Below are 20,469 nucleotides of genomic sequence, written 5' to 3' on the forward strand. Positions count from 1 at the left end.
GGCGGGGCGTTCAGAACCGGAAGAAGAATTGCAGCTGGGTTTGCCAGCGACCTTCCGCATCCACCGATCCCTGCAGGCCGTAGGTGTCGTTGACCTGATAGCGCAGGGTGAACTGGGGGGGGATGTCGCTGCGGTTCGGTGCCGCCAGCATCGAGAGGTTGATCCGATCGGTAAGGTCCAGGCCGAAATCGGTGGCCAGCACCAGCTGGGAGGGCACCCGCCCATTGCCCCTGTTGGGATTCTGGCTGTCGGTTGGCACCACGTAGCTGGGGTAGATCGCGAAGCTCACCCGCTGGCCGAGCGCATCGGTGAGCGTGCTCACCAGGGGCGAGAGCAACGACTGGCCCAGCACAGTGGCCAGGGCCGCGCCCGCGTTGCCCCCGGTGAGGCCCGCCAGCGAATTGCCACCGATCAAGGCCACCAGCCGCTCCTGGGACAGCGGCGGATTGCTGCGCAGCTCCAGTGATTCACCGATCCGGTCGGCCGGACCGCTGATCTTCATCACCACCCGCACCAGATTGAGCTGGTCCAGCGGGGTGAAGCCGCCGCGCAGGTCCTGTTCGGTCACGAAGCCCGGGCTGCGGCCCACCTCCAGGCTGTTCGACACCCGGGTGCGCAGGGCGATGTCGAGGAAGGGCACCAGGCCCAGCGACGGGGTGAACACCGCCACGTTGGGCGCATCGGGATCGAGCGTGAAGGTGGTGGTGAACAGCGTCAGGCGGCCGCCCCTAAGGCGCACCACACCGCGGGCCTGCAGACTGCTGTCGATCGGCCCGTTGAGGGTGAGCAGACCAGTGGTGCGGAAGGCCGCCACCGGGGGCATCACCACCTCCAGATCAGGGCCAAGGTTCAGGCGCAGATCCTCCAGCTTGAAATAGGAAAGATTGGGCACCGAGCTGCGCAGCGCCTCTCCCGAACCCGTGTCCACGCCTGCCCCCATCAGCACCAGCGGCTGCTGGAAGTCCCAGTTCGACTCCAGCAGGGTCTGCATCGCTACCGGCCTCACGGCCACGGTCTTGCCTTCGCCGCCCTCGATCTGCTCCGACTGGGCTAATTGACCGGGCTGCACGTTGAGCTTGCCGCGGCTGACATTCACCTCTCCGCCCACCAGCGGGCGCAGCAGGGTGCCGGTGACGGTGAGCAAGGCGTCGGTCTGGGCGTTGAGGCGCGGCACGCTCAGGCGGGCGGTGGTGAGTTCCACCTGCAGCGGCTTCTCCTCCGGCAACGGGGTGAATAGCCGCAGGCTGCCGGCGGCCTTGATCGCCCCCTTCTGCCCCACCTGGCCGCTGAACTCCTGCACCAGTAGCTGCTCAAAGTCGAACAGCACGGTGGCTTCCAGCCTGGTCACCTCCTGACCGGCCAGCAGCAGCTCGCCGCCTCGGACGCGCAGGAAGCCGTTGGCGGAGGGGTCGTCGAGGCTGCCGCGCACCAGCAGCTCCAGATCGGCGCTGCCCCTGCGCCAGAGCAGCTGCTTGCCGCCCAGGGCCGTGAGGAAGCGCAGGCCATCGCCGCGGCTGGAGAGCCGCAACCGCAGGCCGTCGCTGGCGGGATCCAGCGGCACCCGCGCGCTCAGATCCACGCTGTCGGCGGCACTATCACCACGCAGGGAGGCCTGGGCCGACACAGCGGCTTCATCGAGGCTCACCTGGGCGTTCTCCAGCACCAGCGGCATGCCGTTGAGCGAGCCGTCGCGCAGGGCCACCCGGGTGGTGAACTGTGGCTCCGGTGCGGACCCAGGCCGGCCCGCGCCACCGATCCGGAAGCGGCCTTCCAGATCGATCGTGCCGCGCAGCCCATTGGGAACCGGCGTGATCAGGGCCAGCAGCCCCAGCGAAAGACCTTCCAGCGCGAACTGGCCCAGGCCGGGTCCGAGCGGCCCCTGCAGCCGCACCACGAAGGGCTCCAGCTGCAGGGCCTGATCGCGGTCGTCGCCCTTCAGCCACAGGTGACCCTTGGCGTTGAGGGTCAGCCTGAGCGCGGCGAGGTTGGGTCCGGCCAGGGTGCCGTCGAGATCCACCAGGCCGCGCAGCAGATCGGTGCGGAACTTCGGCCTGGGCGCCATGCCGGCCTGGGCGGAGTCGTCGAGCCGGGCGCGAGCCGCCGCCAGCGCTGCCAGTTGATCGGCCACCGTGCCGCCCAGGGTGTCGATCGCCAGCACACCCAGATCGCTGGCGCGTCCCTGAGCCGGGCCCACCACCCCGCCAGTGCGGGCGCGGAGCTGAAGCACCTGCTCGAAGAAGGCGCTGGTGAGCGAACGGCCTTCAAAAGCGAGCTGGAGCGGGCCACCGCCACTGCCGGAGGCCCGCAGGTTGAGCTTGCCACCGCTGAGCGGATCGACCCGGCCACGGAGCCGGTAGCGGCCCTGGCGGAGGTCACCTTCGGCCACCAGCTCGCGGGCGAGCAGCCCCAGCAGCGCCGGGCGCTCCACCTGCACCCGGCCGTTCATCGTGAGCGGCGCCAGGCCCACCACCCCTTGACCGCTCAGCAGCCCCTGCAGCGGCTCGCGGCGGCCTCCTCGGGTGGTCTCTAGGCGCAGGCCGTTGAGGGGCAGGCCGCGGGCCTGCCAGCGGTACTGCTCCCGGCTGCCATTGAGCGCGAGCGTGCCCCCCTCGCGCTGCAGGGTCACCTGCCGCGGCAACCAGGAGGTATCGAGGCTGGCGGTAAGCGTGCCGGGCAGGGCGGTGCCGGTGGAGCGCATGCTCAGCTGGCTGCCGCTACCGGCCGCCACCAGCCGCCCGGTCCAGCGTTCCCGCAGCTGCAGCGGACCGCTGCCCAGGTCGGCCACCTCCAGGCGCAGGTCGGGCCGCAAGGCCGCCAGCGGACCGCGCAGGCTGCCGCGGGCCCCCAGCGTGCCGAACAGGCGGACTCCCACCAGCGGACTGAGGCGCTGCAGGGGATAGGTGGGCAGGTCGAGCAGCAGGTCAAGATCACCCGCCACCAGCCCGCGGCGGTTCTGCCAGCGCAGCGGCAGGCGCCCCTGGGCGGTCAAGCCCGGCGCCGTCAGGTCGTCGAGACGCAGCAGCCCGTCCCTCCAGCCCAGCTGCGCGATGGTGGCCCCCAGCACCGACCGACCCTCCACGCTCACACCGGCCGGAGCCCGCAGCACGGCCGTGAGCGTGTTGGGCACGGCAGGACGGCCACCCGCCCTAGCGGAGGCGGCACGGGCCAGCAGGTCGATGTTCAGCAGCGGGCGGCCCTGGCGGGCCAGCGAGCCCTGCAGGCGTGGGGCCAGCAGCGTTCCCGACGACTCCAGCTCCAGCGACAGCGGCTCCTGACGGCCCAGCAGCGAGCCCAGCCAAGGGGCGGCGCTCCAGAGGCTGGGGTGCAGCGAGCCCGACCGACTGCGCACCGCCAGCCTGGGCCAGAGCGCACCGTCGGCCACCAGCTGGGAACGGCCGGACGTCAGCTGTAAACGCCGCAAGTCCACTGCCAGGGAACGGCGCCGGTCCACCTGCAGATCGGCGCTGAGCGCCAGCGGTGCCGGGCTGGTGGGCCTGCCTTTGCCGAGCGGAACCCGGCCGGTGAGCTGCACTCTTGGTTGCAGCCAGGGCCCCTGAACCTGCAGTTGCAGGCGATCGCCGCGACGGGGATCTTCAGCACCGCCGGTGAGGGCAAAGGAACGGCCCGGCACCAGCGAACCAGCGGCGCTGCCGCGCCAGTTGGCCATGCTCCAGCGCATGGGATCGAGGCTGATCTGGTCGTCGCGGCAGCGCAGCTGGGCGCTGTCGGCTTGCCAGGGGGCGGGCAGCTGGGGGTCCTGCAGCTGCAGTCCGCCCAGGCGCAAGTTGCCGCCGCAGCGGAAGCGACCGGCCTGCTGCGGCAGTGTCAGCGACAACGACAGGCGGCCATCGGCGCGACCGCTGAGATGGCGCCCGCCGGCACCCCCTGGCCGCGCGAAACCGATGCCGGCCGGCAACAGGCCCGCCAGGGGCTCGAGCTGCACCTGCCGCAGCCGCAGCGCCAGTTCAAGCTCGCGGCGGTCCCACTGGAAGCGGCCATCGGCGCGCAGGCGGCCGGCAGCAGCGCCACCGGCTTGCCTCAGCCCGTCGCCGGCTGCAGGCCGCCCGGCGAGAGCCGCCGGCTCAGGCTGGCGGGGCAGGCGTTGCGATCCGTTGAGGCGCCAGTTCACCAGGCGCTTCTGCAGGTTCACCGCCACCGAGCCCCGCAGCCGCAGGTGGAGCCCCGCCGGGGCAATGGTGACCGGGGTGGAATCGGCGAGGTGCACGTTCAGGTTCAGCCGCGGCGGCTGTCGGCCGGCGACGGTGCCGCCGAACACCCAGTACTGGCCGGCGGCATTGCGGACGAGATCCATCTCGGCGCCCCTCGCCGTGAGCTGGAGGGTGGGGGTCCAGGTCTGCAGGCTTCCCAACGGATCCAGCCCCACAGTGAGGGAGCGCACCTTCAGGCTGGAGCCGTCATTGGGGCCGGGGCTGAAGCGGCTGGCGCCGATCGCCATGCCCCAGGGCCGCAGCCCGGCGTAGGGGCCGAGTTCGAGGGGATGACCCAGGGCGCGGGTCAACTGACGTTCAAGGTCGGGGCGCCAGCGGTCGTAGAGGCTGCGGCCGATGTGATCTGCGCCGAACCAGCCCGTGGCCACCAGGCCTGCACCGAGCACTGTGGCCACCACCAATGAACGGCGCCGTCGCTGCCGGCCCACGGCCCGTGCCACGGGCCCTGCAATGCGCTCAGCGTCGTCCCCCATCGGCTCGCTTCTATCACCGCCTGAGGTGGCCGCAATATATAAGTTGAATCCCCTGCCGCCCAGCCCCCATGCCTGCCGATCCGATCCTGCTCAAAGCCGGGCAGTGGCTCGCGGGGGCGAGCGCGGTGCTGGCCGTGGCGACCCTGGCGGGGTTCGTCTCCAGCTGGGGGATCCGCTTCCGGCTGGTGGGGGTCACCAGCTTCACCGTGCTGCTTTCACTCTCCTGCTGGGCCTTCGCGATCAGCTACAACCCCCGTGAAAAGGTCGAAGGTGCGGTGAACGCTCCGATCGTGTTCGACAACGGCACCAACCTGGTGGTGGCAACCGCGAGCGCCGATCTGAGCCCAGCCTCCTACGCCCCCACCGTGGAGCAGGTGGCCCGCAACCTGCGCGGCAGTGGCCGCATCACCACCGACGGCAGCGTGCATGTGCGCCTGCGGCGTGTGGAAACGGTGGCACCAGGCGTTAGCCGGCCCGTGGTGCTGGCGGAAGCCACCCGCGGCCGCGATGGAACCGTGGTGGTGATCAAGCCCTGAACGTCCCCGCCCCCATGTATCCCCTGCCCCAGCACTTCCATCTGGAGCAGGAGCAACTCCAGGCCGCCGGCGTGCGGGAGTGGGCCAGCCTGGCCCGGCTCCAGGACGGGGCCCTGCGCCAGTTGGCGAGACAGGGGGCTTCCGAACAGCGGCTGACGCGTCTGCGCGGCCAGGCAAGGCTGATGGAGGCGCTCGCCCTCGACGCCGGTGATGCGGCCCTGTTGCTCCATGCCGGCATTGCCACAGCCACCGCTCTGGCGGAATGCTCACCGGAACGGTTGCAGGTGCAGCTCACCCGGCTGGAGCGGGCCCTGCGGCCAGGAGCTCTTGCCAGAATCGACCGTGACACCGTGCGCGGCTGGATCCTTCGGGCCCGCAAGGCATCCAGTCGCTCCCCAAACTGACCCGCCGCGCCCCTGCCCCACCCTCCATCTCACTGGAATGGGAGCACTCCCTCCTTGGTCTTGCATTGATTTACACCCGTCGCTGGGGAGACACCAGCCATGTGCTCTGCTCCCTCACAGCCGCACTCGCATCGTTCGCCGTACTGGCAGCCGCTCCAGCCGGTGCCGCTTCCGCCCTGCTCGAATCGGTCAAACAGAATCCGCAGGTGGCCCAGAACCTCTGCAGTCAGTTGCGTGCCCTCAATGCCCAGGGCGTCCGCTCCAGTTCTCCCCAGGCTGTAGCGATGGTGGCCCAGAGCCGCAACGTCAGCACTCAGGATGCCGAAGTGCTGACGACTTACGTGGTGGGCCTTTACTGCCCAGACGTGCGCTGAGCCGCACCGGTGCCTGACGCCCTGCCGGTGGAGTCCAGCGACACCTGGATGCCCTGCGCCGATGGGGTGAAGCTGGCCAGCCGCGTCTGGAAGCCGAGCACGCCTGGGCGCTGGCCGGTTTTGCTGGTGCGCCAGCCCTATGGCCGGGCCATCGCCTCCACCATCACCGCCGCCCATCCCCACTGGTATGCCCGGCAGGGCTATGCGGTGGTGGTGCAGGACGTGCGCGGTCGGGGCGATTCGGCCGGCCAGTTCGAAGGATTCGCCCAGGAGGCCCTGGATGGGGCCACCGCGGTGCAATGGGCGCGCAGCCTGCCGTTCGCCGATGGCAAGGTGGGCACCTACGGCTTTTCCTATCAGGGCCTCACCCAGGTGCTGGGCAGCGCAGACACGGCGCCACCGGATGCCATGGCCCCGGCCATGACCGGCCTCGATGAACGGCTTCACTGGGCTAGCGACGGGGGCGCACACCGCTGGGCGCTGGGGCTGGGCTGGGCACTGCAGCTGGCCGCCGAAACCGTGCGCCGCCGCGGTGACCACGACGCCTGGCAGGCGATCCGCCGCAGCCTGGAGAGCGGGCAGTTCCTGATGGAGGGGATGGCGCTGCTGGAGCGCCACGACCCCAACGGAATGGGGCTCGGCTGGCTGCACCTTGATCCCCGGGAACCGCACGGCTGGCGCTGCCACCACCCTCCGCCGGCCCTGCTGCGCCAGCCCATGCTGCTGATCGGCGGCTGGCTCGACCCACATCTTTGCGGCGTGCTTGACCTGCTTGAACGCAGTCGGGCGTCCGGCGGCTCAGCGAGACTGCTGGTGGGTCCCTGGACCCATCTGAACTGGAACGGCGGAATTGATCAGCTGCAGCTGGCCTTCTTTGACCGGCATCTGCGTGGCCGTGAGCCCACCAAGATGCCGGCTGCCTGCGCACTAGGCGACCTCACCAGCGGGGCCTGGGTCCCTGCCCCGGCCACTCCTCATCCTTCCCTGGTGTGGGGCCTACGCAGCGGCGGGCTTGCGGCGATCAATGCAAATGAGGGGCAGCTCACAGAGGCCGGGAAGGGGGGTGGTGCGGTGTGGCTGGTGCACGACCCCTGGCGGCCCTGCCCCGGCCGTGGTGGCCATCTGGCCCTGGAGGCCGGCCTGGTGGAGAGGGGCGACATCGACCAGCGCAGCGATGTGGCCTGTTTCACCTCGGCGCCTATCGCGCAGGATGTGCAGCTCTGCGGCAGGCCAGAGCTGGTGGTGGATCTGGCCGCCGATCAGCTCGGCCACGACCTGTGTGGGGCGCTTTCGGTGGTGCGCGCCGGAGGCAGTCAGGTGCTGCAGCTCTGCACAGGGGTGGGTCGCTGGCTCGGCCCCGATGCCCTGACCGTGCAACGACGCCGGCTGCAGTTCCAGCCCCTGCTGGCCACGCTTCGCGCCGGCGAATGCCTGCGCCTGTCTTTGGCGGCGGCGGCATGGCCGCAGATCGCCGTCAATCCCGGCGATGGCTATCACCCCAGGGGCCGCACAGGTCCCGACCATCGGGTGATCACCCTCCAGTTCAGTCTCCAAGAGGCGCAGTTGCACCTCAAGCCGCTCACGTCGGCGAAACTTTGCTGATCCCAACCCTCTGACCGCCATGGTTCTACGTTCAGCCCTTCTGGCTGCGGCCCTGTTGGCCGGCTTCTCGGGGCCGGCGGCACTGGCCACTACCAGCCTCTCCCAGGCCGACGCCAAGCGTGCAGCAGAAAACCTGCTCACGGCCCTCGGCCAGAGGAACAGCCAGGCGATCTACGAGCAGCTGGCTCCGGAGTTGCGCCAATCCACGACCGTTGAAAAGGTCAATCAGCGCCTGCAGGGCCAGGAAAGGATCCTCGGCAGCAAGGTGCTCGAGGTTGTGAGTGGGGTGGACGACAGCACGGTGGAAGCGGAGCTGACCACCCCCAGCGGCGCAAAGAAGATCGTGTTGGTGGTCGACGAACGGGGCCGGTTGCTGGCCTGGGAGTGGGAGCGCAGCAGCACACCAATCCGTCAGATCGCCAGCAGCTTCGTTACCGCAGTGAGCCGTGGCGAAGTGGTGACGGCACGGAGCATGCTGTCGCTGGAGCTGCAGCAGCAGATCTCCGCGCAGGAACTCACAAACCGCTGGCAGAACCTGGAGAAACGCACCGGCCCCTTCCAGCGGGTGCGCGGCACCCTGGTGGCCAGTCAGGGTGGTGACCAGCAGCTGGTGCTCGTCACCACCCAGTTCAGTCGTCTCACCGACAACCTGTTCGTGATCCTCGATTCCGCCGGCCACATCATCGGCATCGATTTCCCCACCACCCCGCCGCGCTGAGGCGGCGGAGCAGGTGGGCGGCCTAAGCTCCCGGCTCGCCCGCATGTGCGCCCATGGCTCCCGCCAGCCTCGACTGGATGGTCCAAGACGGTCAGAAACTCGAAGAGTGCCGTCACGATCATCCGTTTGCGGTGCTGGGGCCCCAACCTCTCGGCGATCACTGGGTAGTACGGGCCTGGATGCCCGAGGCCGAACGGGTGGAACTGCGTCTCAATGGCCAGTCGCTGGCGATGGAGTGCCCCCATCACCGCTGGCTGTTCGAAGCGGAACTGGATCACGATCCCGCCCAGAATTACCAGTTGTGGGTGCGACGCTCAGGTATCGAGCACCAGCAGCACGACCCATGGGCCTTCCGTGAAGAGTGGATGGGCGAGCTCGATCGCCATCTCTTCGCCGAAGGCAACCACCACCACATCTGGCGGCGGCTTGGAGCCCATGTGTGCGAGCGCAATGGTGTGGCGGGCGTGCAGTTCGCCCTGTGGGCTCCCAATGCCCTCACGGTGGCGATGCTGGGCGATTTCAACGGTTGGGATGGCCGCCACCATCCGATGCAGCTGCGCCTCGGTGGCATCTGGGAGCTGTTCATCCCCGGGCTGATGCCGGGAACGATCTACAAATACGAAGTCCGCAATCAACACGGGCACTGCTATCAGAAGGCCGATCCCTACGGCTTCCAGCACGAGGTGCGACCGCAGCAGGGGTCGGTGGTGGCGCAGTTGGGCCAGTACCGCTGGTCCGACCAGGGCTGGCTGGCTGAACGCGACAGCCGCGATGCGCTGGAGCAGCCGATCGCCGTCTACGAGATGCATCTGGGCAGCTGGATGCACGCGGCCATGGATCAACCGTTCATTGAGCCCGATGGCACGCCCCGGCCGCCGGTGGCCGCCGCTGATCTCAAGCCTGGCGCCAGGCTGCTCACCTATCCGGAACTGGCCGACCGCCTGATCCCCTATGTGAAAGCACGCGGCTTCACCCACATCGAGCTGCTGCCGATCGCCGAGCATCCGTTCGATGGCTCCTGGGGGTATCAAGTCACCGGGTTCTATGCCCCCACCAGCCGCTTCGGTTCCCCGGATGAGTTCCGCGCCTTCGTGGACCGCTGCCACGCCGAAGGCATCGGCGTGCTGCTCGACTGGGTGCCGGGCCACTTCCCCAAGGACAGCCATGGCCTGGCCTTCTTCGATGGCTGCCATCTCTACGAGCACGCCGATTCACGCATCGGCGAGCACAAGGAGTGGGGCACGCTGATCTTCAACTACAGCCGCAACGAAGTGCGCAACTTCCTGGTGGCCAATCTTGTGTATTGGTTCGAGGAGTTCCACATCGATGGCATCCGGGTGGATGCGGTGGCGTCCATGCTCTACCGCGATTATCTCCGCCCGGATGGAGAGTGGCTGCCGAACGAATACGGCGGCAGGGAAAATCTCGAGGCCGTGCGCTTCCTGCAGCAGGCCAATGCGGTGCTTTTCCATCATTTCCCGGGGGCGCTGTCCATTGCCGAAGAATCCACCACCTGGCCCATGGTCACCAAGCCCACCGAAATCGGTGGCCTGGGCTTCAACTTGAAGTGGAACATGGGCTGGATGCATGACATGCTCGATTACTTCGAGCTGGATCATTGGTTCCGCCAGTTCCATCAGAACAACATCAGCTTCTCGATCTGGTATCACTACACCGAGAACTTCATGCTGGCCCTCAGCCATGATGAAGTGGTGCACGGCAAGAGCAGCCTGCTGCACAAGATGCCCGGCGACGATTGGCTGAAGTTCGCCAACGTGCGCGCCCTTCTCGCCTACATGTGGACCCACCCGGGCAAGAAGACCATCTTCATGGGGATGGAATTCGGCCAGCGCTCCGAATGGAACGTGTGGGGCGATCTGCAGTGGGATCTGCTCCAGTACGACGCCCACAAAGGCCTGCTGGCCATGGTTGACGACCTCAACCGCTTCTACCGCGAAGAGCCAGCGCTCTGGCGCGACGACTTCGTGGAATACGGCTTCCAGTGGATCGACTGCAGCGACAACCGCCACTCCGTGATCAGCTTCATGCGCCGGGAGAGCACTACTGGGCGCTGGCTGGTGGTGGTGGCCAACTTCACCCCGCAGAGTCATTCCCACTACCGGGTGGGGGTGCCACTCGAGGGCTACTACAGCGAGGTGTTCAACACCGACAGCAGCCGTTACGGCGGCAGCAACCTCGGCAATCTCGGCGGCAAGTTCACCGATACCTGCCCCATGCACGGATACGAGCAATCCATCAACCTCTGCCTGCCGCCCCTCAGCGTGCTGGTGCTGCAGCGCGATGAAGCCCGCAGCCAGGCCCTGTGTGACGAATCCACCGAAGCCGGCCGGCTGGTCGGGTAGGTTCGCCGCTGGCATTCCCTCCCTCCATGGCCGAAACCCTGCCCCTGCTGCTGCGCGCTGCCCGAGGCGAGCAGGTGGAGCGGCCGCCGGTCTGGATGATGCGGCAGGCCGGCCGTTATATGAAGGTCTACCGCGACCTGCGTGACCGCCACCCCGGCTTCCGGGAACGCTCGGAGATCCCCGACCTCTCCTACGAGATCTCGATGCAGCCGTTTGAGGCCTTCGCGCCCGACGGAGTGATCCTGTTCTCCGACATCCTCACGCCGCTGCCGGGCATCGGCATCGATTTCGACATCATCGAGAGCAAGGGGCCGATCATCGATCCGCCGATCCGCAGCCAGGCCCAGGTGGATGCCCTGCGGCCACTGGAACCCGCCGCAGCCCTGCCCTTCGTGGGCGAGGTTCTGGGCAGGCTGCGCCAGAGCGTGGGCAACCAGGCGGCCGTGCTCGGCTTCGTGGGCGCTCCCTGGACCCTTGCCGCCTATGCGGTGGAAGGCAAGAGCAGCAAGAACTACGCCGTGATCAAGGCGATGGCGTTCCAGGAGCCGGCGCTGCTGCATCAGCTGCTGGGCCACCTGGCCGATTCGATCGCCACCTACGTGAGCTACCAGATCGAAAGTGGTGCCCAGGTGGTGCAGCTGTTCGATTCCTGGGCCGGTCAGCTCAGCCCGATCGACTACGACACCTTCGCCGCTCCTTACCAGAAGCGCGTGGTGGACCAGGTGAAGGCGAAGCACCCGGACACCCCGCTGATCCTTTACATCTCCGGCAGCGCCGGCGTGCTGGAGCGCATGGCCACCACCGGCGTGGATTTCATCTCCCTCGACTGGACCGTGGACATGGCCGACGGCTGCGCCCGTCTGCCCCAGCACCTCGGGGTGCAGGGCAACGTGGATCCCGGCCTGCTGTTCGGCACGCCTGAGGCGATCCGCGCCCGCATCGTCGACACGGTGCTCAAGGCGCGCGGCCGCCGTCACATCCTCAACCTGGGGCACGGCATCCTGCCCGGCACCCCCGAAGACAACGCCCGCGTGTTCTTCGAAGCCGGCAAGTCGGTGAATGAGTGGATCGGGGCGGCTGTTTGAGCAGTTCCGCATCGCCCGGCCCGCGCCAGCGGGTGCTGATCACCGGCGCCAGCGGCTGCGTCGGCCAGACGATCGCTGAACAGCTCTACCGCGAAAGCGACGTGGAGCTGCTGCTCTGGCTGCGCGATCCCGCCAAGCTCACCGCCGTGCCGGCCGACGATCCGCGCATCACCCTGCTGGTGGGTGACCTGCGCGATCAGGAGCCCCATGCCGAGGCGATCGCCTCCGCCGACCGCATCATCCACACCGCCACCGCCTGGGGCGATCCCGAGAGGGCCCAGCAGGTGAATGTGGTGGCGGTGAAGGAGTTGCTGGGCCGCACCGATCCCGAACGGCTGCAGCAGGTGATCTATTTCTCCACCGCCAGCATCCTGGATCGCAACCTGCAGCTGCTGCCGGAAGCGCAGGCCTACGGCACCGAGTACATCCAGACCAAGGCCCTGTGCCTGCAGCAGCTGGAGCAGCACCCGCTGGCGGAGCGGATCGTGGCCGTGTTCCCCACGCTGGTGTTCGGCGGCTCGGTGCAGCCGGGTGATCGCTTCCCCACCAGCTACCTCACCGCCGGTCTGCAGGAGGGGGTGCGCTGGTTGTGGCTGGCGCGCTGGTTGAGGGCGGAGGCCAGCTTCCACTTCATTCATGCCGTGGACATCAGCCGGGTGTGCGTCCACCTGTGCCTGCAGCCGCACCAGCCCAACAGCGAACCCGGCCAGGGGCCGGTGCGGCGCCTGGTGCTGGGTCAGCCCGCAGTCACGGTGGATGGGGCGATCACCAGCCTGTGCCGCTGGCGCCAGTGTTGGCGGCCGCCGTTCGGCCTGGCCCTGAGCGGCTGGCTGATCGAAGCCCTGATCAAGGTGCTGCCGATCGAGGTGAACGCCTGGGATCGCTTCAGCATCCGTCAGCGCCACTTCATCCACAGCCCGGTCAGCCCGCCGGAAAGGTTCGGCCTGGTGAGCCATGCCCCCACCCTGGAGCGGGTGTTCGACGCCGCTGGCCTGCCGCATCGCGGCGCGGTGGGCTGAAGGCTGGGACGCCACACCGGTTGACGGCAGCCCGCCTCAACTGGCGCCACGCGCCGCTTGCGTAACGAGATTGTTTCGATCCTCCCGCGTGCTGCAGCGCCGCGTGGGGACGAGACCCTAACTTCTTCTCGTTGCACGCCTTTCGATGCGCCGTCTGCTGTCATTTGTTGCCCTTGCCCTGGCGCTTCTGCTGGGTTCCGCGTCTCCTTCGTTCGCCGCGGATGTCGCCCATGGCGGCCAGGTGTTCTCCGCTAACTGCGCGGCTTGCCACATGGGCGGCGGCAACGTCGTGAACGCCGAGCGCACGCTCAAGAAAGAAGCCCTTGAGGCCTACCTGGCCAACTACAACGAAGGCCACGAATCGGCCATCGCCTACCAGGTCACCAACGGCAAGAACGCCATGCCCGCCTTCGGCGGCAAGCTCACCGAAGCTGACATTGCTGATGTGGCCGCCTACATCGAGCAGAAGTCCTCGGAAGGCTGGTCCTGAGCTCTGCTTCCGCTCACGCTGTCAGGCTCAAGCCCCTCAAGGCTTTGATCTTCACGGCCCATCCTTGAGCCTGGCCTGAGGCTCCATCTGCCATCCGCCTCTTCACCGGGGCGGATTTTCTGTCTGAGCGCGCGGGAGCCTGGGCGGATCAGCCGGTAAGGCAATGCCGTCCGGCGATCCGCCGCTCAGCCAGCTGTCGTGAGCTTCCTGTGCTGGTGCCCGAGGGGCATCACACCCGCGCCATGCCAGCCACGCGTCGTCACAGCCAGCCCAGCGCCTTGAGGCACGGCCTTCAGCCCAGCGGTTTCAGACGAGGCTTCAGCCCAGCTGCTTGCGGCGGGCGAGCACGGCCAGATACAGGTCTTCCGGTACATCGCGGATGTCGTACTCGCTGGGCAACACGCCGTGGGCATGCCGGTGCACCACTAGCCAGCAGTTGCGCTCCGGATCCCTGGCGGTGGCATCGAACAGCCGCGATTCTTCCGCCAGCCGGCTCACCAGCTCGTCGGTCGGGATGGAATCAGGGGGCAGGGCTGTCATCGGCGGGCGCACCATCCATGGCCTGGCCAACGAGACTAGGCAGGCGCCCCCCTACCTCCATGGCCATGAGTCCCGCAGCCCCGCCGCTTCGCCAGCCAGGGGGCCACAGCGTTCTCAACAGGCGCTGCCTGCGCCATGGCTTCGTCTGCCGGGCGGCGCTTGCCTTCACCACGGTGGCCACCCTCACCACCGCCCTGCTCGGGCCAGCGGCGGGTCCTGCCCGCGCCCAGACCCCGTCTCCCAACCAGCCAGAAGCGATCGGCCCCTCCACGGCGCCGCTGAAGAGCTGCCCACGGCTGCCGCCCACCCCTGATTCCAACCTGCAGCCGCTGCAGCTCACACCCGAGCAGGTGCCAGGCAAGAACGGCATGGGCTGCCTCTCCGCGGCCGATGCCGTCTATGGGCCCGATGGCTGCCCCGTGCGCCGTTGCACCAGGGCGGAGAGTCTGCGCCGGATGCAGTTCCCGCTTCCCGCCGCCACAAGGCCGTAATCGCGGGCGCCATGGGGGGTTTTCTGTGGGTATCGGTTCGGTGCTCCCTCTGAGCCCAGCGCAGAAGTGATTCATAGGGTGAATTCATCTCCCCCCGACGGCGCAACGCGCGCACCCCGCCATGCACCCCACTGCCGAAACCTTCACCGAAAAGGCCTGGGCCGCCATCGTGGCCGCCCAGCAGCTGGCCCAGCAGAAACGCCAGCAACAGTTGGAAAGCGAGCACCTCTTCGCCGCACTCCTGGCCCAGCAGGGGCTGGCAGGGCGGATTCTGGAGAAGGCCGGCGTGAACCCCGCCGTGCTCACCGAGAAGGTGGAAGCCTTCATCGGCGGCCAGCCCAGCCTCGCCACCGCGCCAGAGAGCGTGTACCTCGGCAAGGGGCTGAACCTGCTGCTGGATCACGCAACCACCCTGCAGAAGGAATTCGGCGACAGCTTCACCTCGATCGAGCATCTGGTGCTCGCCCTCGCCAACGACGCCCGTTGCGGCCGCCAGCTGCTCTCGCAGGCAGGCGTGGATGCCACGAAACTGCGTCAAGCCATCGAAGCCGTGCGCGGCAGCCAGAGCGTGACCGATCAGAACCCCGAAGGCACCTATGAATCGCTGCTGAAGTACGGGCGTGATCTCACCCAGGCCGCCAAGGACGGCAAGCTCGATCCAGTCATCGGCCGCGATGAGGAGATCCGGCGCACGATCCAGATCCTCAGCCGCCGCACCAAGAACAACCCGGTGCTGATCGGCGAGCCCGGCGTGGGCAAGACCGCAATCGTGGAAGGCCTGGCCCAGCGGATCATCAACGGTGACGTGCCGGCGGCGCTGCAGAACCGGCAACTGGTGTCGCTGGACATGGGCGCCCTGATCGCCGGAGCCAAGTACCGCGGTGAATTCGAGGAGCGGCTCAAGGCCGTGCTCAAGGAGGTCACCGCCTCCGAAGGTCAGATCGTGCTGTTCATCGACGAGATCCATACGGTGGTGGGGGCCGGCGCCAGCGGCGGCGCCATGGATGCCAGCAACCTGCTCAAGCCGATGCTGGCCCGCGGCGAACTGCGTTGCATCGGCGCCACCACCCTCGATGAGCACCGCCAGCACATCGAAAAAGATCCGGCACTGGAGCGGCGCTTCCAGCAGGTGTTCGTGGACCAGCCCACGGTGGAGGACACGATCTCGATCCTGCGCGGGCTGAAGGAGCGCTACGAAGTGCACCACGGCGTGCGCATCGCCGACAACGCCCTTGTGGCCGCCGCCGTGCTCAGCAGCCGCTACATCGCCGATCGCTTCCTGCCCGACAAAGCGATCGATCTGATGGATGAATCGGCAGCGCGGCTGAAAATGGTGATCACCTCCAAGCCGGAAGAGATCGACGAGATCGATCGCAAGATCCTGCAGCTGGAGATGGAGAAGCTGTCACTGGGCCGTGAATCCGATGCGGCCAGTCGCGATCGGCTCGAACGGCTGGAGCGGGAACTGGCCGAGCTGAGTGAGCAGCAGAGCGGCCTCAATGCCCAGTGGCAGAAGGAAAAGGGCTCGATCGACGAGCTCAGCGCCATCAAGGAAGAAATCGAGCAGGTGCAGCTGCAGGTGGAGCAGGCCAAGCGCAGCTACGACCTCAACAAGGCGGCCCAGCTCGAATACGGCACCCTGGCGGAACTGAACAAGAAACTGGCAGCCAAAGAGAGCGAGCTCAATGCCGCCGGTGCCGACAAGACCCTGCTGCGCGAGGAGGTCACCGAAGACGACATTGCCGAGGTGATCGCCAAGTGGACCGGCATTCCTGTGGCACGGCTGGTGCAGTCGGAGATGGACAAACTGCTGCATCTGGAAGCGGAACTGCACCGCCGCGTGATCGGCCAGGAGCAGGCGGTGACCGCCGTGGCGGATGCGATCCAACGCTCCCGCGCCGGCCTGTCCGATCCCAATCGGCCGATCGCCTCGTTCCTGTTTCTCGGCCCCACCGGCGTGGGCAAGACCGAGCTCTCCAAGGCGCTGGCGGCTCAGCTGTTCGACAGCGCCGACGCCATGGTGCGCATCGACATGAGCGAATACATGGAGAAGCACGCCGTGAGCCGCCTGATCGGAGCGCCTCCCGGCTATGTGGGCTACGAGGAAGGCGGCCAGCTCACCGAAGCGGTGCGGCGGCGTCCCTACGCGGTGATCCTGTTCGACGAGGTGGAGAAGGCCCACCCCGATGTGTTCAATGTGATGCTGCAGATCCTCGATGACGGCCGCGTCACCGATGGGCAGGGACGCACGGTGGATTTCACCAACACCGTGCTGATCCTCACCAGCAACATCGGCAGTGCCTCGATTCTCGATCTGGCCGGTGATCCAGCCCGCCACGGCGAAATGGAGCGGCGGGTGAATGAGGCCCTGCGCGGCCACTTCCGCCCCGAATTCCTCAACCGCCTCGATGAAACGATCATCTTCCACAGCCTGCGGGCCGAGGAACTGCGCCAGATCGTGGAGCTCCAGGTGGAGCGGCTGCGGCTGCGGCTGGCCGATCGCAAGATCGGGCTTGAGCTTGATGCCGCCTCACTCGACTGGCTCGCCACCGCCGGGTACGACCCCGTGTACGGCGCACGGCCGCTGAAGCGGGCGATTCAGCGGGAGCTGGAAACCCCGATCGCCAAGGCGATCCTGGCCGGTACCTACGGCGAAGGTTCCAGCGTGGGGGTGTCAGTGCTGGGCGAGCGGCTGCACTTCCAACCCCAGCGCCAGGTGGAGCCTGCGCTCGCATGAGGCCCCTGCTGGAGGCGCGCCGATGAGTGACGCGCCCCCGCCGACCAGCGCAGCGGCTGCGGCCAGTCTGGCCGTCACGATCGCTGCCCTCAGCCGGCCATCGGTGTATCCCTTGGCCGACTGGCAGGGCGTGGCGGCCGACGAGCGGCAGGTGCAGGTGGTGCAGACCCACATCAGCGTGGTGTTCCTCACCCCGCGCCACGCCTACAAGCTCAAGAAGCCGCTGCAGCTCTGGCATCTGCTCGACTACAGCAGCCTGGAGCGGCGCTGGCACTGGTGCCGGGAGGAGGTGCGGCTGAACCAGCGCCTGGCCGCGCCCATCTACCTGGGCGTGCGGGCGTTGGCAGGAGAGCCGGTGGTGGTGATGCGGCGCTTCGATCGGCAGCGCACCCTGCGTGCCCGGCTCGAAGCCGGCCCCGTGCCGCCCGCGCAGATGCGGGCCCTGGGGGGCGTCATCGCCCGCTTTCACAAGGCCAATGGCAGGCCCGGCGCCGATGGCCGCGCCGCCATCCGGCGCTTCGCCCGCGTGCTGGCGAGCAACGTGCAGGCCACCGCCAGCGCCGTGCCCGCACTGTTTCCCGCCCCGGTGCATGCCGCCCTGGTGAGCAGCCTGGCCGCACAGCTGCGCCGGCAGCGCCACACCCTGGCCGCACGGATCTCCGCCGACTGGGGCGTGAACGGCCATGGCGACCTGCGCCTCGAGCACGTGCTGCTGGAGGAAAAGCCCGGCCCCTTGATCGTCGATTGCGTGGAATTCAATGCGGGGCTGCGGGAGGTGGATGGCGCCTCCGATCTCGCCTTCCTGGTGATGGAACTGCAGGCCAGCGGCCATGCCGAGCAGGCGGAAGCGCTGCTGGCGGGTTACGGCCGCCCGATCGATCCGGCGGTGCTCAACCTGTTCTGCGCCTACCGGGCCCATGTGCGGGCCAAGGTGGAAACGGTCAGCTGGGCCGAGCACGACCGCGCCGCCACCGAACGCCTGGCGGCTGAACGCGGTGCGCGCGGCCACCTGTCGCTGGCACTCGCCTATGCCCGCACCGGCTTGCAACCGCCGCCGCTGATCCTGCTGCGGGGCCTCTCGGGCTGCGGCAAGAGCCACCTGGCCGCCCTGCTGGCTCCCTGGTTGATCGCCGAGACGATCAGCAGCGACCGGGTGCGCAAGGCGCTGTTCGGGCTGGACCCCCTGGCCCGCTCCAGCGGTGAACAGCGGGACCGCCTCTACAGCGCCGAAGCCCATGCCCGCACCGAAGCGGCGCTGCTGGAGCAGGCCGCCACAGGCCTGAAGACCGGGCGTGCCGTGCTGCTCGATGCCACCCACCTGCGCCTCGCCAGCCGCCAACGGGCCACCGCCCTGGCCCAGGAGCTGGGGGTGCCCTGGTGCATCGTTGACGTGGACGCCTCAGCTGAACTGATCGAGACACGCCTGCGGACGCGCCTGCAGCGCAACGACGACCCCAGCGATGCCGATCTGGCCGTGGCGGCGCTGCAACGCAGCCAGGTCGAACCGCTCACGCCATTGGAGCAGCGGCACACCCTGCGCTTCCGCGCCGGTGATGACCCGACCACGCTGCTGATGTCGCTCTGGGAGCGGATCGGCTGCGGCGGCACGGACGACACGCCCAAAACTGGGCCCAGCCTGGCCAGAGGTCATGGCTCAGATTGAGATTCAGCCCTCTCGGAACCAGTCTTGCCGGTCCCAGTCTTTCCGGTCCCAATCTTCCCGGTCCCAGTCTTCTTGGACCCAGGGTCTTGGATCAGGGCTTCTTGAACCCGGGAATCCTGGAGGCGGGTGCTGTCATGGATCCTTACCTCTGAGATCCGGCTGCTTGAGATCCAGGCCTCTTGGATCCAGCCTTCAGGATCTGATGCTCAGGGAGTGAGCAGACTGTTGATCCGCCGCGCGAGCTCCCGGTCCAGGCTGGAGAGGCCCCCCGCATCGTGGGTGGTGAGATCGATCACCACGCGGTTGTAGACGTTGCTCCATTCCGGATGGTGGCCAAGGGTTTCCGCCAGCAGGGCCACCCGGGCCATGAAACCGAAGGCGGCGTTGAAATCGGCGAATACAAAGGTGCGATGGAGCTTGCCGTTGCTCATGCTCCAGCCCGGCAGCTGAGCGGGCAGCGCCTTGATCTCCTCAGGGGTGAGCAATTGGGCCGCCATGACAGGTCCGCAGAACAGCGCTCCCACCAGGATGGCAAGCAGGCCCAGACGCGCAAGCGGGTGGAAGCACGCCCAGGGGGTACGCCAGCCCTCTGATTCAGCTGCCGGCATCGCTGAGGTCATGGAGCCGATCAATCAGGAGGTCGAGTTCGGTGTCGCTGTCGGCATCGCCGCCCAGACGCAGGCGACGCTGCACCTCACCATTGAGCCGTTCGCCGCTGCGCAGCGCCAGCAGGGTGGCGGGGGAGACCGTGGCCATCGGTGGCCCAAGCTCTGCTGGCGGCTCCATGCAGGAACCAGGCGGTCGGCTTGCCAGGGCGGTGATCGCAGCGGTGAGGGCGCCGATGGAGCAGTGCAGCTGAGTGATCTCACAGCGCAGGCGCAGGATTTCCGCCGTCAGCTCGTCGTTAAAGCCGTGGCTGGGCTCGGGGGCCGAGACGGGGGTAGAACCGAGGCTGCGGTCTGGGCTGCTCCCGGCCATGGAGCCAGCGGCTATGCGCGCAGAAGCAGGAATCGGCACCGGCTGCACCGGGGCCCGGGAGGATGGCGCTCTCTCCATGGCCTCACTCTGCCGTGGGGTCAGTCTGCCGTGGGGTTTCTCTTCCCATGGCCTCACAGTGTTGCGGCAAGTCTCTGCTGTTGCCTGCGTCTCCAAGGGCCTCGGGGTGCGACGGGCACTCCCAGAGGTGGACAGGTAGAGCCCAAAGCCATAGGCGTGGTCGGGCGCGAGCCTCGCCGTTCTTCCGCCGGAACTGTTCATCCCCCCTGAAGGCTGCTCATTCCCCCAGCAGATGGAGGCTCAGCTCACGGCAACTGCCCGCGGCGCGGTGCTCCCAGAGGTAGACCGCCTGCCAGGTGCCGAGCAAAAGGCGGCCCTGCTCAAACGGCAGCGACAGGGTGCTGGCCGTCAGTGCCGTGCGCACATGGGCCGGCATGTCGTCGGGGCCTTCGTCGTCATGCACCCAGGGCCGCAGCCGGCCTTGCCCACTGAGCGGGCGCACCCCTTCCTGCGGCACCAGCGCCTGCAGAAACGCAGCAAGGTCCAGCAACACACGGGGATCGGCGTTTTCATTGATCGTCAGGCTGCAGCTGGTATGCCGGAGCAACACATTGAGAACGCCCTGGCGGAGTCCAGAAGCGGTCACGCAGGCAGCCAACTGAGATGTCAGGTCGGTGAAGCCCTCACCCTCGGTGGAAACTCGCAGTTGCGACAAGTACTGACAGAGCATGGAAAACAGGCCGGGCGGT

The 20,469-nt window shown here is 67.9% G+C and carries 17 protein-coding genes; 12 read left to right on the top strand and 5 right to left on the bottom strand.

What is annotated here, in order from left to right:
* Positions 1-10: 10 nt before the first annotated feature.
* The gene (locus tag ACXMDP_RS10755; RefSeq protein WP_259730526.1) at positions 11-4,702 is read right to left on the bottom strand and encodes a translocation/assembly module TamB domain-containing protein; all 4,692 of its coding nucleotides are present in this window, start codon (positions 4,700-4,702) and stop codon (positions 11-13) included.
* A 68-nt stretch (positions 4,703-4,770) separates the two neighbouring features.
* Between ACXMDP_RS10755 and ACXMDP_RS10760 the strand changes: the two genes are divergently transcribed.
* The 9 genes from ACXMDP_RS10760 (at position 4,771) to ACXMDP_RS10800 (ending at position 13,293) form a co-directional block, all read left to right on the top strand.
* Positions 4,771-5,238 (top strand): Ycf51 family protein, encoded by a 468-nt coding sequence (locus tag ACXMDP_RS10760; protein WP_259730527.1) that lies wholly within the window; start codon positions 4,771-4,773, stop codon positions 5,236-5,238.
* A 14-nt stretch (positions 5,239-5,252) separates the two neighbouring features.
* Positions 5,253-5,642 (top strand): DUF4332 domain-containing protein, encoded by a 390-nt coding sequence (locus tag ACXMDP_RS10765; protein WP_094512917.1) that lies wholly within the window; start codon positions 5,253-5,255, stop codon positions 5,640-5,642.
* 65 nt (positions 5,643-5,707) lie between these two features.
* On the top strand, positions 5,708-6,016 hold the full coding sequence (locus ACXMDP_RS10770; RefSeq protein ID WP_311134162.1) for a hypothetical protein: 309 nt from the start codon (positions 5,708-5,710) through the stop codon (positions 6,014-6,016).
* Between the two features lie 9 nt (positions 6,017-6,025).
* On the top strand, positions 6,026-7,618 hold the full coding sequence (locus ACXMDP_RS10775; RefSeq protein WP_311134163.1) for a CocE/NonD family hydrolase: 1,593 nt from the start codon (positions 6,026-6,028) through the stop codon (positions 7,616-7,618).
* Between the two features lie 19 nt (positions 7,619-7,637).
* A complete protein-coding gene (locus ACXMDP_RS10780; RefSeq protein ID WP_259730528.1) occupies positions 7,638-8,336 on the top strand; it encodes a DUF3887 domain-containing protein in 699 nt (232 codons plus the stop codon).
* 53 nt (positions 8,337-8,389) lie between these two features.
* Positions 8,390-10,699 carry a 1,4-alpha-glucan branching protein GlgB gene (gene glgB, locus ACXMDP_RS10785; RefSeq protein ID WP_259730529.1) on the top strand — a complete coding sequence of 770 codons (2,310 nt, stop codon included), beginning with the start codon at positions 8,390-8,392 and terminating at the stop codon, positions 10,697-10,699.
* Between the two features lie 26 nt (positions 10,700-10,725).
* A complete protein-coding gene (gene hemE / locus ACXMDP_RS10790; protein ID WP_094512920.1) occupies positions 10,726-11,784 on the top strand; it encodes a uroporphyrinogen decarboxylase in 1,059 nt (352 codons plus the stop codon).
* Complete coding sequence (locus tag ACXMDP_RS10795; protein ID WP_259730530.1) at positions 11,781-12,803, top strand: NAD-dependent epimerase/dehydratase family protein; 1,023 nt, start codon at positions 11,781-11,783, stop codon at positions 12,801-12,803. The genes hemE and ACXMDP_RS10795 overlap by 4 nt, the downstream gene beginning before the upstream one ends.
* Before the next feature lie 145 nt (positions 12,804-12,948).
* Positions 12,949-13,293 carry a c-type cytochrome gene (locus ACXMDP_RS10800; RefSeq protein WP_094512922.1) on the top strand — a complete coding sequence of 115 codons (345 nt, stop codon included), beginning with the start codon at positions 12,949-12,951 and terminating at the stop codon, positions 13,291-13,293.
* A gap of 318 nt (positions 13,294-13,611) precedes the next feature.
* On the opposite strand, the gene ACXMDP_RS10805 is transcribed toward ACXMDP_RS10800, so the two are convergent.
* Entirely contained in the window at positions 13,612-13,833 is a 222-nt protein-coding gene (locus tag ACXMDP_RS10805; protein WP_255100823.1) for a hypothetical protein, read from the bottom strand.
* A 65-nt stretch (positions 13,834-13,898) separates the two neighbouring features.
* Between ACXMDP_RS10805 and ACXMDP_RS10810 the strand changes: the two genes are divergently transcribed.
* The 3 genes from ACXMDP_RS10810 (at position 13,899) to ACXMDP_RS10820 (ending at position 18,724) form a co-directional block, all read left to right on the top strand.
* Positions 13,899-14,324 carry a hypothetical protein gene (locus ACXMDP_RS10810; protein ID WP_259730531.1) on the top strand — a complete coding sequence of 142 codons (426 nt, stop codon included), beginning with the start codon at positions 13,899-13,901 and terminating at the stop codon, positions 14,322-14,324.
* A gap of 121 nt (positions 14,325-14,445) precedes the next feature.
* The gene (gene clpB, locus ACXMDP_RS10815; protein WP_259730532.1) at positions 14,446-17,061 is read left to right on the top strand and encodes an ATP-dependent chaperone ClpB; all 2,616 of its coding nucleotides are present in this window, start codon (positions 14,446-14,448) and stop codon (positions 17,059-17,061) included.
* Positions 17,062-17,083: 22 nt separating this feature from the next.
* Positions 17,084-18,724 (top strand): bifunctional aminoglycoside phosphotransferase/ATP-binding protein, encoded by a 1,641-nt coding sequence (locus ACXMDP_RS10820; protein ID WP_259730533.1) that lies wholly within the window; start codon positions 17,084-17,086, stop codon positions 18,722-18,724.
* 206 nt (positions 18,725-18,930) lie between these two features.
* Here the strand turns inward: ACXMDP_RS10820 and ACXMDP_RS10825 are convergent, their stop codons facing one another.
* From ACXMDP_RS10825 to ACXMDP_RS10835, 3 genes are all read right to left on the bottom strand, one after another.
* Positions 18,931-19,221 carry a 4a-hydroxytetrahydrobiopterin dehydratase gene (locus ACXMDP_RS10825; RefSeq protein ID WP_094513037.1) on the bottom strand — a complete coding sequence of 97 codons (291 nt, stop codon included), beginning with the start codon at positions 19,219-19,221 and terminating at the stop codon, positions 18,931-18,933.
* Between the two features lie 97 nt (positions 19,222-19,318).
* A complete protein-coding gene (locus ACXMDP_RS10830) occupies positions 19,319-19,702 on the bottom strand; it encodes a hypothetical protein (protein WP_259730534.1) in 384 nt (127 codons plus the stop codon).
* A gap of 295 nt (positions 19,703-19,997) precedes the next feature.
* Complete coding sequence (locus ACXMDP_RS10835) at positions 19,998-20,366, bottom strand: secondary thiamine-phosphate synthase enzyme YjbQ (RefSeq protein WP_457766862.1); 369 nt, start codon at positions 20,364-20,366, stop codon at positions 19,998-20,000.
* Positions 20,367-20,469: the final 103 nt, after the last annotated feature.

It is taken from the genome of Cyanobium sp. ULC065 (assembly GCF_977927515.1).

Bases quoted from the DNA above. Each gene is read 5' to 3' on its own strand.
- ACXMDP_RS10760 (WP_259730527.1), top strand. From the start codon at position 4,771: ATGCCTGCCGATCCGATCCTGCTCAAAGCCGGGCAGTGGCTCGCGGGG.
- ACXMDP_RS10765 (WP_094512917.1), top strand. From the start codon at position 5,253: ATGTATCCCCTGCCCCAGCACTTCCATCTGGAGCAGGAGCAACTCCAG.
- ACXMDP_RS10830 (WP_259730534.1), bottom strand. From the start codon at position 19,702: ATGGCCGGGAGCAGCCCAGACCGCAGCCTCGGTTCTACCCCCGTCTCG.
- ACXMDP_RS10825 (WP_094513037.1), bottom strand. From the start codon at position 19,221: ATGGCGGCCCAATTGCTCACCCCTGAGGAGATCAAGGCGCTGCCCGCT.
- ACXMDP_RS10810 (WP_259730531.1), top strand. From the start codon at position 13,899: ATGAGTCCCGCAGCCCCGCCGCTTCGCCAGCCAGGGGGCCACAGCGTT.
- ACXMDP_RS10780 (WP_259730528.1), top strand. From the start codon at position 7,638: ATGGTTCTACGTTCAGCCCTTCTGGCTGCGGCCCTGTTGGCCGGCTTC.
- ACXMDP_RS10805 (WP_255100823.1), bottom strand. From the start codon at position 13,833: ATGACAGCCCTGCCCCCTGATTCCATCCCGACCGACGAGCTGGTGAGC.
- ACXMDP_RS10820 (WP_259730533.1), top strand. From the start codon at position 17,084: ATGAGTGACGCGCCCCCGCCGACCAGCGCAGCGGCTGCGGCCAGTCTG.
- glgB (WP_259730529.1), top strand. From the start codon at position 8,390: ATGGCTCCCGCCAGCCTCGACTGGATGGTCCAAGACGGTCAGAAACTC.
- hemE (WP_094512920.1), top strand. From the start codon at position 10,726: ATGGCCGAAACCCTGCCCCTGCTGCTGCGCGCTGCCCGAGGCGAGCAG.
- clpB (WP_259730532.1), top strand. From the start codon at position 14,446: ATGCACCCCACTGCCGAAACCTTCACCGAAAAGGCCTGGGCCGCCATC.
- ACXMDP_RS10800 (WP_094512922.1), top strand. From the start codon at position 12,949: ATGCGCCGTCTGCTGTCATTTGTTGCCCTTGCCCTGGCGCTTCTGCTG.
- ACXMDP_RS10755 (WP_259730526.1), bottom strand. From the start codon at position 4,702: ATGGGGGACGACGCTGAGCGCATTGCAGGGCCCGTGGCACGGGCCGTG.